The following is a 13,739-nucleotide window of genomic DNA, read 5'->3' as shown; positions in this document are numbered from 1 at the left end:
TTTTTGTGCTAAATCATAATATTTTTTATCTTCTTCTAAAATTTTGTCATATTCACTTATAGCTTCATAATATTTTTTCTTTTCTTGATGTTCTGTTGCTGTTTTGTATAACTGTCTAGATTCATATAATTCTTTTATTGTCTGTTTATATACATCTAATTCGTTTACAATAGCCTTTAAAGTAGATGATATACTGATATATGACATGGCTGTATCATAATCTATATTTTCCTCTTGATACATTTCACTAACCCTTTTGGCTTGTTCTATAATTCTTTCAATATTTAATTCAATTCCATTTAGAGAATTTATTGTATTTATTAATGCTAAGTACTGTTCTTTAGTTATCTGTCCATTTACATACTTATCTCCATTAGTAAGAAGTAATTTATCTATCTTTTTGGAAACTGACTTATTGAATCTTCTCATTTTACTTTCAGAAAATTCTTTTTTTAGTGTGTTATTGTAGTATTGACTTGCATACTCGTATTTTCTATTTTCTATACTTTTTAATAATGCATCAGACTCTTTGCCTATACTTAATTCTTCACTACTTATAAAAAACACTATCATTAATAATATAAGTCCTAGTATTGATAATGAAACGGTAATTATAGATTTTCTTTTGCTATCTATAAAATCTACACATTTATCAAACAATTCCTTAAAATTCATTCTTGTTCCTTCCTTAACTTTAGTAATTTATTTATTCTTCCAACTTTGTTTAATTATATCATATATATACATTATTAACCATATATTCCATTACTAGACATTTATCTCATTCGACAAATTATAGCATTTTATTTCTTTGTAAAAATGTATATTATACTAATGTCATCCTTTGATATAGCTTTACTTAGCTTGCTTAAATCCCATTTATAATTTTTATATAGCATCCATCTAGAAAAAACACTTTTATTATATTGGTTAATTGTTTTTTCTAAGCTTTGAAATAGCACCTTTTCGTTCATAAAACTATTTTCATATCCATCAGTAAACAAAATTACAGAATCTAATTTATTACTTTCATCATTTTTTTCTATGTAATAAATAAAGTTTTTGTATGCTTCAAATCTTCCTAGAGAGTCCACAATTTCTTTATTTTTTGTTTCTAAAACTTTTTTATAAGAATCTTTATTTTTTACAACTATATTTCCATCGCCTATCTTTAAATATAACCTAAAATCATTTGTTATTAAGGCACTCACTAATGTTGTAGAATATTTTATATATTCTGTTTTAAATACTATAGCATTTATATTTTTATAATGTTCATTTACTAAATCCATCCATTTATCATAAATTAATCTTTGTATATTACCTTTTTCTAATTCATGTTTAACTTCATCCAATGATTTTCCTATAAACATCTCTAAAATATCAATTGATGAAATACAAGCTAGTCTTGATCCATCACTACTATATTCAAAAAAATCTGTGCTATGACCATCTGCTACTGTACAAATAATAGAGTCATCTACTATTTTATAATCAAGATAGTCTTGAGATCCTTTACCCTTTTTTATATTTTTATATCCAACTACATCAGCTTCAAATAAATTATATTTCATATCATAATACCTCCATATAAATACTTCTATTTACTTTGTATTATAATTATTTATAGATTATAACGTCATATCATTATATTTATTATAAATTTAATATTTTAATAAGCAAAAAAACACAGTGATTACTGTGTTTTATACTTTATACTAAACTTGATGTTATACGTTTTATGATATTTTTCTCTTTCTAACTTCACTAGTATGTTTACTAGTTTGCCTTACAACTTTATGAGAGCCTCTATTTTTTCGCACCTTTTTTTTCTTAGAAAATATTTTCTTAGAATTATACAAAACCAACCCAATAGTTGATGCTATAGTCATTCCAACAAATAACATAAAGTATATGTCTATACCAATAAATATCCTCATAACTGCATTTATTATAATTAAAGCAAATGTTAAAGAAAAACAGGTAACGGCTGACATAATAAATATTCTTAGGACTTTTTTCAACTTTATCACCCCATATAGTAACAAATCCCTACATTTAATATTATATTTAACTATACCAAAACTAACGAAAAATATCAATTATTATTGTTATTTTTTGTTAGTTTTGTCATTAAAATGTTAATCTTATTCAATGTAACAATAGACATGATTTATAAATACAATAAGAATAGGTTACTATTTTATTAAATTGAGGGGTGATTTAAATGCCAAGTCTGCCAAGTTTAGGATCAAAAGCTCCTGATTTCAAGGCTAATACAACGTCGGGACCTATTAAATTATCTGACTACTCAGGTAAATGGGTCGTATTATTTTCACATCCTGGTGATTTTACACCAGTCTGTACTACTGAATTTTTATGCTTTGCTAAGTACTACCCTGAATTTCAAAAAAGAAATACTGAATTAATTGGACTTAGCGTTGATAGTAATAGCTCTCATTTAGCTTGGATTTATAATATTTTTCAACTAACAGGTGTTGAGATCCCATTCCCTATTATTGAAGATAGAGATATGAGAGTTGCTAAATTATATGGTATGATTTCTGAACAAATGAGTAATACATCAACTATTCGATCTGTATTTATTATAGATGATAAACAAGTTCTAAGGACTATACTTTACTATCCTTTAACAACTGGAAGAAATATACCTGAAATACTTAGAATTATAGAAGCTTTACAAACTAGCGATAGAGATAATGTTGTTACTCCTGCAAACTGGTTCCCTGGAATGCCCGTAATTTTACCTTATCCTAAAACATATAAAGAACTTAAAAATAAAGTTTCCAATTGTGATAAAAACTACTCTTGTATAGATTGGTATCTATGTTTCATTCCAGATAGCAATAGTAGTGTTGATAATTACGAAGGAGTAAATTATATACCTAACTATCCAAATAAAAAACCGAAATTAGGGGCTTGTTCAAAAAATAATACTAGACCGCCTATAACAGATATAAATTTCCAACCAGTTGATATATCATTTTGTCCAGATGTAACTCCTATAGTTATGGAGTATGTTCTTGGAAACCCTACTAATGTTGACCCTCAACTTTTAGATGCTGTTATTTACGCATTCGTTGAAATAAATCCAGATGGAACTTTATTTGTTCCTACTCCAAGATTTTTAAATCAATTAGTACAATTAAAAGCAGAGAAACCTAGCTTACAAGTAATAGCCGCTATTGGTGGTTGGGGAGCTGATGGATTTTCTGATGCAGCTTTAACACCTGCTTCTAGATATAACTTTGCAAGGGAAGCTCAAAAACTAGTAAATCAATATGGATTAGATGGTATAGATATAGACTGGGAATATCCTGGCACTAGCGCTGGTGGAATAAAATCTAGACCTGAAGATAAAGAAAACTTTACACTTTTACTTACTGCATTAAGAGATGTTTTAGGAGAAGATACCTGGCTAAGTGTAGCTGGTACTGGTACTACGGAATATATAACTAAAAGTGCTGATATAGGTGCAATAGCACCTATAATTGACTACTTTAACCTTATGAGCTATGACTTTACTGCTGGTGAAACAGGATCAAATGCAATGAAGCATCAAGCTAATCTTTATGATTCACCTCTTTCTCTTCCTGGGTATAGCGTAGATACTATGGTTAGAAATCTTGAATCTTCTGGAATGCCTTCTGAGAAAATTCTTCTTGGAATTCCTTTCTATGGAAGATTAGGTGCAACTATAACAAGATCTTATGATGACTTAAGAAGAGATTATATAAATAAAAATGGGTATGAATTTAGATTTGATAAACAAGCTCAAGTTCCATACCTTGTTAGAAATGGTGAATTTGCAATGTCTTATGATGATGCACTATCAATATTTTTAAAAGCTCAATACGTACTTGAAAATTGCTTAGGTGGAATTTTCTCATGGACATCGACTTATGATCAGGCAAATATATTAGCAAATGCTATGTATCAAAGCATACATGATCCAGTAAAAGTTCAATCAGAACTAAAAAATGTATATGGAACTTTAAGAAAATAAATATATTTTAATAAATAAAAAGTCTTGTAATTAATTACAAGACTTTTTATATTCCTATTGCAGCTTTTGCTAATTTATCAGCTTCTTCATTATATTTATCACCAGAGTGTGCTTTAACCTTAACAAACTTAACATTTAACTTATCTTTTATTGAATCATAAAACTTTTTATATTCTATAGTACCTTCTTTATTGGTTTTCCATGCTCCTATGCACCACTTTTCAATGCCTTCATAATCAAAATAAAGTGTTAAATTTTCTATATTATTACTTATACAATATCCCATAGCAATTTTAGAAGCTTCTATCTCCCCTGCTACGTTTCTCATACTCACAAGAGATTCATCTTCCCCTTTTACACTATAAGTTTTTTGTACTATGTTATCTTTTATCATAACTATACCTGATCCATATGCTCTAAGAGAATGTTCATAGCTTCCATCTACATAGGCTTCTATACTATTTTGGGGATTTTTTGAAATTGTAGCTTTATTACCTTCTATAAATTCTTTTGCTTCATCAATTGTAGTAAAACTTTTATACTCTGCTCCAGAATATCCATCTACTTGCATCTTACATTCATTCCAAGTATTAAATATTCCAGTCTTTTTTCCTTTTCTTACCGCATAAAATTTCTTCTTGCTCAATCTCATCACTCCCTTGCATGTTTTACATACTATATTCTAACCTAAACACATTGAATTTAAAAGTTTTATTTAGTTATCTAAATTTTGATAATATGCTACTTTTTTCTTTTTTAACTTTAAAAATAAAAAAATATATGATATAATTCATTTATCAAATTAAATATCGGATATAACTAATGGTAGAGGTCGCATCGTTAATAAGTAGTTTTGTGGAGGTAAGCACGAAGAAGCAAAATAAAAGGTAACTGTGCCGAAACATATAAGTAACGCTTTAAATCTTATATGTTGGGGTCATATATAATATATATGGCACTGTCACAATTATATTGTGGAGTACTATCTTTAGATTAAGTATACTATTCATTTTTTGAATGCTTAAGTCTAGGATAAGTTCTTTTATCCTGGACTTTTTTTAATATCTAATTTCTCCTTGACGTTATATTCGACATACATTACAGGAGGATTTTATGAAAACAAGAGAAAAAAAACAAGCAACACTTTTTGATTCGCTGTTGTGCTTAGGTTTTTTAGTTGTAGTGTTAGTGACGTGTTTAGTAGTATTAAAAGAATATGAAATATCTGCACATATACCTTTAGTATTAGGAGGAGTATTTGCAGCAACAGTCGCAATTATTAAACTTGGTTATACTTGGAAAGAACTTGAAGAAGGAATTTTAGCTTCTATAAATACAACTATGCAAGCAATACTTATTTTATTAATTGTAGGTATGTTAATAGGAACTTGGATTATATCTGGTGTAGTTCCATCTATGATATATTGGGGACTTAACATTTTATCTCCAGGAATATTCTTAGTAGCTACAACATTAATATGTGCCATAGTATCCATATCTACAGGTTCTTCTTGGACTACTGCTGGTACTATAGGTATCGCTTTATTAGGTATTGGTAGTGCGCTTGGTATTCCTGTTCAAATAATAGCAGGTGCTATAATCTCTGGTGCTTACTTTGGAGATAAGATGTCACCTTTATCTGATACAACTAACTTAGCTCCAGCTATGGCTGGTACTAATCTATTTGATCATGTTAAGCACATGCTATATACTACTGTTCCAGCTTTAGTTATATCTCTTATACTTTACGCTATAATAGGTATGAAATATGCTGGCAGCCAAATAGATACTACTCAAATAGCACAAATACAAAATGCACTTTTAGGTAATTATAATACGTTATCACCATTTTTACTTTTAGTCCCTGCATCAGTTATAATATTAGTTATACTAAAAGTTCCAGCAATTCCTGGACTAATATTTGGTGCCTTACTAGGAGGGGTTATAGCTGTTATATTCCAAGGTGCATCTATAGCTGATGTAATTTTAGTCGCTAAAGGTGGATATGTATCAACTACTGGTATGGATTTTGTTGATCAATTACTTAGTCGTGGTGGCCTTGATAGTATGTTAGGAACTGTATCTTTAATGCTTTGCGCTTTAACTACTGGAGGTATATTAGAAAGAACAGGTATGCTTGAAGCTTTAGCAAAGGCTATATTAAAAGTAGCTAAAGGTACTTTTGGATTAATCGCCGCAACAATATTTACTTGTATAGGCACTAACTTAGCTGTAGCAGATCAATATTTAGCTATAGTAATACCAGGAAGTATGTACAAAGAGGCATTTATAAAGCAGGGATTATCTCCTAAGAATTTATCTCGTGCGTTAGAAGATAGTGCTACAATAACTTCACCTTTAATTCCTTGGAATACTTGTGGGGCTTATATGTCTGCTACTCTTGGAGTTGGATCTTTTGCATTTTTACCTTTTGCATTTTTAAACTTACTTTGTCCTCTAATATCATTATTCTATGGCGCAACTGGTATAACAATATCAAAACTATCAGAAGAAGAAAAACTTGAATTAAATATAGAAAGTTAAGTACAAAAAGAGCGTTGTTTATAGCAAGGCTCTTTTTATACTCAGTTAAATTTTTATTGTCTTATTATTATAAATGCCATATATGCTATATACATTAATGATAATAAAGCACCCTCTCCTTTATTAACCTTTCTCTTAGTTGCTGATAATATATAACCTAATACTGTCACAATTATCATAATTAACATATCTATAAATACTATTGGATGTATTTGTATGTTATGTATAGTCGATGATATTCCTAACACAAATAAGATATTAAATATATTTGATCCAACCACATTACCTATTGCTATATCACTTTCACCTTTTCTAGCCGCAATTACGCTGGTAACAAATTCCGGAAGTGATGTTCCTATAGCTACTATTGTAAGACCTACTAAGTTTTGGCTCATACCCCAAGATAGTGCTATATCACTTGCTGAATTTACAACTACGTTACCACCTATAATTATCCCTAAAATACCAAGTATACTCATTATTATACTTTTACTCATAGACATTGGTTGACTTGTCTGTTCTATTTCCATTTCTTCTTTTGATGTAATTGCCATTTCTATTAAGTAATACATAAATATAGAAAACAATACTAATAGCATTAAACCGTCTGCTCTAGTTAATAAGTTTTGATTATATCCTTGAAACTTAGTATCATGCGCTAATATCATTAATACTATTGATGCTAAAATTGCAAAAGGAAACTCTTTTATTATAGTACTTTTTTGTACTTTTATAGGATTTATTATAGATGCAATACCTACAACAAATAATAGATTAAATATATTTGATCCAACTACGTTTGCAATTGCCATATCATTATTTCCCTGTAATGCTGCTGTTATACTTACAGCTGCTTCTGGTGCACTTGTGCCAAATGCCACTATTGTAAGCCCTATAATTAATGATGGTACATTAAAAATTTTAGCTATTGAAGATGAGCCTGATACAAATGCATCCGCTCCTTTTATAAGAAGTATAAAACCTATTAGCAATAATATATAACTCATATAAATTCTCCTTAAATTTATTTAAATACAATTATTATATATTTTTTCTAAAATGTCTTATCTTATTCAAAATGTAATCATAATATATAAAAAAGCACTTCTATTAGATAGAAGTGCTTAAAATTCTTAATTTAGCTTTATGCTGGGTAATGTAATAATGCTCCTGGTCCTAATGGTACTCCTAACATCATCCATATTCCAAGTAATATTATCCATCCTATTAGGAATATTATTGTATAAGGTATCATTGTAGATATTAATGTACCTATACCAGCTTTTTTATCATGTTTTTGAGCAAATATAACTATCATCGCAAAGTAACTCATAAGTGGTGATATTATATTTGTAGTCGAATCACCTATTCTATATGCTACCTGTGTTAATTCCGGAGATATTCCAAGTTTCATAAACATTGGTAAAAATACTGGAGCCATTATTGCCCACTTAGCTGAAGCTGATCCCATAAATAAGTTTATAAATCCTGCAAATAATACAAATACTACCATAAGAACTATCTTATTCATATTCATTGATTGTAGTAAGTTTGCACCTTCTATTGCAAGTATTGTACCTAAGTTAGTATACGCGAAGTATTGTACAAATTGTGCCATAACAAATGCTAATGCTATATATCCACCCATTGAACTCATTGCTTTACCCATTTCACTACATACATCTCTATGATTTTTAAATTGGCCTGAAGTTCTACCATAAACTATAGCTGCTACGAAGAATATTATAGCCATTAAAGGTACGAATCCATTCATTAATGGAGAATGATCTATTATAGATGCTACAAATCCATTAGTTTTTTCAACTTCTAAGTTTCTAAGTAATGAATTTGGCACTAATGTTATAACTATTATAGCAGCTATCATTAGTAAAACAACTAAATTAGTAACTTTTAATGCTTTATTTTCTTTATCAGTTAAGTTTCTTAAATCATCATCTTCTTTAGATAAACTTGAGCCACCTTTGTAAGCACCTAATCTTGGTTCAACTATTTTATCTGTTATAAACCATCCTAAAAATGTTATTAAGAATGTAGATACCATCATGAAAAACATATTTGAAGTTGCTGTAACTGTATATGTAGGGTCTATCATTCTTGCAGCTTCTGTAGATATACCCGCAAGCATTGGGTCTATAGTACCAACTATTAAGTTTGCACTAAATCCTCCAGATACCCCAGCAAACCCTGCTGCAAGACCTGCAAGTGGATGTCTACCAAATGACATAAATATAAGTGCTCCAAGTGGAACTAATACAACATATCCTGCATCACTTGCTATGTTTGACATAACTCCTAAAAATACTACCATTGGTGTAACTAATTGTGCAGGTGTTACTGATACTGTCTTTTTAAGAAGTGCTGATATATATCCACTTCCTTCTGCAGTACCTATACCTAACATACCAACTAAAACCATTCCAAGTGGAGCAAAGTTAACAAAGTTAGATACAGCATTTTCTAACATATAAGCTATGCCTTCTTTTGAAAGTAAACTTATTGCTGTTATTGTTTGCTTCTCTAGAGTGTTTGTAGTTCTATTTATTAATTCACCTTCTACTGAAAGTCCTGTTGCTGCTGCTATTGCAGATATAATCATGATTGCTAAACAAAATAGTCCAAATAATGCTATTGGATGTGGAAGTTTATTCCCTACAATCTCAATACCATCTAGACATTTACCAAATAAGTTCTTTTTTTCTTTTGCTACTGTATTACTCATTTGTTTCCCCCCTAAATGTATTCTTATGTAAAAATTTTCTTTTATATGTAATTTATTATATCAACATTTTTTTCATTGTCAATACAATTATACAAATTTTCTATAAATTTAAATAAATACATAGTTAACTTTCATTTTTTCATTCACAAGTCATATTTTGTATACATAATTCTATATCATATCTTAAATTAATAAATAAAAAATCTAGTTAATTCAATACTTTAACTAGATTTTTTATTTATATTATTTTTTTATTCTTTTTATATCCTTTTATTTTTTGAATATATAAAAATCATAATTGCATTTTTTATATAAATCCATTTTTATAAATCTATTTTTATAAACTATTTTTTTAGTTTTTCTTTATGTATTAAATAGTTTTGATTAAAGTACTTTACTTTCAAAATATCAACATCTGAATCTTCATGAATTACTCTACTTTTTATTGATCTATTTTTCATTTCATCATTCATATATTTTTCTACTTTTTTCATACTGACTTTTTCATTATAATTTAGTGATCTTATTATTTCTTTAAGTGCTAAATTCATTACATCCTTCCTAGATGTATATAAATGCTGATTTATATAGTTATATATTTTATTCTCATTCATAATTGATATATTGCATTCATGTAAATCTTTTTCTAATCTTTTTAATGTATTTATATTAGTTCCTGTATTAAATATTATAAAGCATCCATAATCATACTTACTCCTTAAAATACGTCCCATAGCTTGTTTTACTTTTATAGCCATTTGAGGATAATTTATTTTATAATAAGGTTGATTATATTTTTTCATTATTGTAGAATACAAAGGATCTTTAGGATTTATATTAGGTATTTTATCTAATGTAACGCATGTTAGACCATCGCCTGGAACATCTACTCCTTCAAAACATCCTTTCGAACCTAAAACTACACATCTTTTATTTATATCTTTTAGGTTCTTTATACCCTTTTTATTCATATATACTTCTATATTTTTACTATCTAAATTCTCTTTTAAAATGTCATAAGTTCTTTCTTGTCTATCTTTGCTGTTAAATAGCGATAGTAAATGACCGTCTGTTATTTGAGATATATTTCCTATTATCTTACTCATTTCTTTAGGAAAATCTTTATTCTGATAAGTACATATATCATTTATGCCTATTATTGAAATTCTTTTTTTATAATCATATAGCGGGTCTATAATTTTTTCTACATTGCCTACTCTATTTATCCCTAAGGTATTTTTAAAATAATTCATATTATTTTCTATACTTAAAGTGGCCGATAAAAATATACCACTATCTATTTGTGATAATATATTTTCTTCAAATAACTGTGCTAGTTTAAGAGGTACTACTCTAAGCTCGAAACTCTTAAAGTTTTTATCTATATCTACTATTCTTGCATAATCATCATCTTCACTATATTCCATAAATAAATCAAATATAGTTTTTATCTCTTCTAATTCCTTTATTCTAGCTTTACCAAACTTATAAACTTCAGCTTCTTTGTCTATACTATCTTCATCTAAGTTTCTATCTATTGTCACTAATATTGAAACTAAATTTCTTATTATATTTTCACAGCTATTCTTTATTTTATCGCTATATAGATTATATTTAATATCAATATAATTATTTTCATTTTTAACTTTTCCAGCAACTTCATTTTCTTGTAAATTTAACTCCCATTTTAAATTATATTTACTTATATCTTTATAATTACTACTTATGCCAAAAGTTAATATTGAGCTCATTTCTTCTACTATTAAATTTATACTTCTACTTATTCTATCTTTTATATTTCTATCAAAATGAACATGGTGATAAAATTTATCAAACGGTTTTATCTTACCTATGCGTTTATTTTTATTATCATATATAAATGGGCTATTTTTTATCTTCTCATAAGGATATATTTCTTGAAAAAAATAATTTAACATTTTATAATCTATAATACTTGAGAAAAATTCATAACCTTTTTCTACTAAATTATGACCTTCATCTACTATTATATTTTCTAATGGCTTTTCTTCTTTATATGGCCACTTCGCTAAAAGAGAATGGTTTATTACAGTTATATCTTCTTCTTTTAATTCTTCAATTCTGTTTTTATATAGACAATTTTTAAAACACTTTTTAGGCCTACATAAATTCGGGTCACAACATACATATCTTAAATGAAGTTCTAACTCTTTAAAGCGTTGAATTATTAAGTGACTTATTTCTTCTATATCTCCATATTTACCTTCCTCAGTTAATCGTTCTAATAAAATAATTGAAAGTATATCATTTTTAGTTAATTCTTTATCACTATATTCTCTTTTATAACTTTCTAGCTTTTCAACACAGATATAATTATTTTTACCTTTTATATATCCATAGCTTACTTTATTATTTAAGCCTAACGAATTTAATACATTAGGAATATCTTTATTTATTAATTGAATTTGTAATTCTTTAGTGTCTGTAGATATTATCACTCTTTTTTTACTAAATCTAGCTTCTAAAATAGCACTTACCAAATAACCTACACTTTTTCCAATACCAGTTGGAGCTTCTATGCATGCTATTTTAGCACTGCCTCCATTTTTTCTAAATGTTTCTCTTATTGTTTTTGTAAGTTCATATTGTCCAGGTCTATATTCATACATAAAGCCTTCTTTACTTGCCCATATATTTTCGTCTTTTAATAATTCCTCATAAATCATCTTATTTTTATTAATTTGTTTTATAATATAGCGTTCTTTTGATTCTTCATTTTTTTCTATTTTATTTTCTTTGTATTCATAAACTACACCTATTAAATTGCTTTGGTCATAATTTGCATTATCTATTAAATCACTCCACTCCCATTTATCTAATTTATGACTATTTAAGTATGAATTTATCTTAAATGTTAATGGCTCTAATGTAGATTTTTCATTTTCTTTAAGCCTTATAAGTAATGAATTTACAATATTTATATTATCAAAACAATTATTTAATAATTTGTATTTTTCATCAGTTTCATAAGTAGTTATGTGTTTTTTTAAGTACTCTAAACTATATTCTTTGTGATATGGTTCTAATACTGCTGCTAATTCCATTGAATCTATAATATTATTTTTTATATCTGGCAAATAGGTGTTTATAAATTCCTTTTTAGGTTGTGAATCATGAATAATAATAAATTTATTTTCTAAAAAATTTATTATTTTGTTTTTTATTTCCAGAGAAATGTATTTTTTATCTTTTATTAATATGTCCAATATATAGGTTTCATTGTTCTGTATTTTTACAGCACAAATTTCTATTATTTCAGAATTTATTGGATTTAATCCACTAATTTTTATATCTAAATATATAATATTATCTAAAACACTTGTTATTGTTTTAGATAATTTACTTATTATTCCTTTCATTTAATTTACCCTTTCGATTGTCGATTATATTTACATGCTTAATAATTATATGATAGTTTTGCCCAAAAAGTAAAAGTGTAATTTAAAATGTATAATTTTAATTTTATTATAGAAACTATATTTAAGTTAATAATCATTTTAAATTTTACAACTTACTAGAGGTGATATTATGAATAAAAGAAATTACAGGACTTATTTCATAATAGGATTTTTTGTTTTAGTATTTGGAGGATTAGTTGGTACTAACTTTTACATGCTAAATAAAACTAAAACTCAAATATCAAATGGTTCTCTTAGTACACAAGAGTATAGTTGGTATTTCAATCCTAGAAATGACGGAAAACAACCAGAACCTATAAAAGAAGCTAGCTTCTTTAATAAGTATAGTTCTTATTATGTAGGTAATCCGGATGAAAAGGTATTATATTTATCTTTTGATGCTGGATATGAAAATGGTAATACTGAAAGCATTCTTGACACTTTAAAAAAACATAATGCTAAAGCTCAGTTCTTTGTAGTAGAAAGTTATATAAAGAATAATCCTGAGATAGTAAAGAGAATGGAGAAAGAAGGCCATTTAGTTTGTAACCATTCAAAGTCTCATCCTTCTATGGCTTCAATTACAGATTTTGAAAAGTTTAAAACTGAAATTACAAGTGTAGAAGAAGCTTACAAGGAAGTTACAGGAAAGGATATGCCTAAATATTTTAGACCTCCAATGGGTAAATTTAGTGAACAGTCTTTAAAGTATACTCAAGATTTAGGATATAGTTCAATCTTTTGGAGTTTTGCATATGTAGATTGGTATAATGATAAACAACCATCACACGAATTTGCAAAAGATAAAATATATACTAGAACTCATCCAGGCGCAATAATTTTACTTCACCCTAATTCTAAAACTAATACAGAAATATTAGATGAAGTAATAACTCATTGGGAACAAGAAGGGTATAAGCTAAAAACATTAGACTACTTAACTAAAAAATAGTACCCTTGCTTAAATTAAATAATTAAAATTTATATAAAA

The 13,739-nt window shown here is 27.4% G+C and carries 10 protein-coding genes and 1 riboswitch; of the genes, 3 read left to right on the top strand and 7 right to left on the bottom strand.

The window, feature by feature from the left end; genetic code table 11:
* From JWF52_RS11830 to JWF52_RS11820, 3 genes are all read right to left on the bottom strand, one after another.
* On the bottom strand, positions 1 to 675 hold a 675-nt coding region (locus JWF52_RS11830; RefSeq protein WP_353654927.1), incomplete at its 3' end, for a hypothetical protein.
* A 128-nt stretch (positions 676 to 803) separates the two neighbouring features.
* Positions 804 to 1,574 (bottom strand): protein phosphatase 2C domain-containing protein, encoded by a 771-nt coding sequence (locus tag JWF52_RS11825; RefSeq protein WP_208333768.1) that lies wholly within the window; start codon positions 1,572 to 1,574, stop codon positions 804 to 806.
* Positions 1,575 to 1,739: 165 nt separating this feature from the next.
* Entirely contained in the window at positions 1,740 to 2,024 is a 285-nt protein-coding gene (locus JWF52_RS11820; RefSeq protein ID WP_208333767.1) for a hypothetical protein, read from the bottom strand.
* 203 nt (positions 2,025 to 2,227) lie between these two features.
* On the opposite strand from JWF52_RS11820, the gene JWF52_RS19870 reads away from it, so the two are divergent.
* Positions 2,228 to 4,027: a peroxiredoxin gene (locus JWF52_RS19870; RefSeq protein WP_208333766.1), complete on the top strand. Its 1,800-nt coding sequence runs from the start codon at positions 2,228 to 2,230 to the stop codon at positions 4,025 to 4,027.
* A gap of 46 nt (positions 4,028 to 4,073) precedes the next feature.
* Here the strand turns inward: JWF52_RS19870 and JWF52_RS11810 are convergent, their stop codons facing one another.
* Entirely contained in the window at positions 4,074 to 4,679 is a 606-nt protein-coding gene (locus tag JWF52_RS11810) for a ribonuclease H1 domain-containing protein (RefSeq protein ID WP_208333765.1), read from the bottom strand.
* A 166-nt stretch (positions 4,680 to 4,845) separates the two neighbouring features.
* Positions 4,846 to 5,020: riboswitch (Lysine riboswitch) on the top strand.
* A gap of 120 nt (positions 5,021 to 5,140) precedes the next feature.
* On the opposite strand from JWF52_RS11810, the gene nhaC reads away from it, so the two are divergent.
* Entirely contained in the window at positions 5,141 to 6,571 is a 1,431-nt protein-coding gene (gene nhaC, locus JWF52_RS11805; RefSeq protein ID WP_208333764.1) for a Na+/H+ antiporter NhaC, read from the top strand.
* Between the two features lie 53 nt (positions 6,572 to 6,624).
* Here nhaC and JWF52_RS11800 read toward each other — a convergent pair whose 3' ends face one another.
* From JWF52_RS11800 to JWF52_RS11790, 3 genes are all read right to left on the bottom strand, one after another.
* On the bottom strand, positions 6,625 to 7,578 hold the full coding sequence (locus JWF52_RS11800) for a calcium/sodium antiporter (protein ID WP_208333763.1): 954 nt from the start codon (positions 7,576 to 7,578) through the stop codon (positions 6,625 to 6,627).
* 137 nt (positions 7,579 to 7,715) lie between these two features.
* Positions 7,716 to 9,311 carry an AbgT family transporter gene (locus JWF52_RS11795; protein WP_208333762.1) on the bottom strand — a complete coding sequence of 532 codons (1,596 nt, stop codon included), beginning with the start codon at positions 9,309 to 9,311 and terminating at the stop codon, positions 7,716 to 7,718.
* A gap of 344 nt (positions 9,312 to 9,655) precedes the next feature.
* On the bottom strand, positions 9,656 to 12,709 hold the full coding sequence (locus JWF52_RS11790) for a helicase C-terminal domain-containing protein (RefSeq protein ID WP_208333761.1): 3,054 nt from the start codon (positions 12,707 to 12,709) through the stop codon (positions 9,656 to 9,658).
* A 169-nt stretch (positions 12,710 to 12,878) separates the two neighbouring features.
* On the opposite strand from JWF52_RS11790, the gene pdaA reads away from it, so the two are divergent.
* Positions 12,879 to 13,700 carry a delta-lactam-biosynthetic de-N-acetylase gene (pdaA, locus tag JWF52_RS11785; RefSeq protein ID WP_208333760.1) on the top strand — a complete coding sequence of 274 codons (822 nt, stop codon included), beginning with the start codon at positions 12,879 to 12,881 and terminating at the stop codon, positions 13,698 to 13,700.
* The last annotated feature ends 39 nt before the right edge of the window (positions 13,701 to 13,739 follow it).

The sequence above is a fragment of the Clostridium sp. CCUG 7971 genome (assembly GCF_017590215.1).
Lineage (GTDB): Bacteria > Bacillota > Clostridia > Peptostreptococcales > Peptostreptococcaceae > Faecalimicrobium.
Note: the sequence above shows the minus strand (reverse complement) of the source record. Positions and strands in the feature narration are given on the sequence as shown.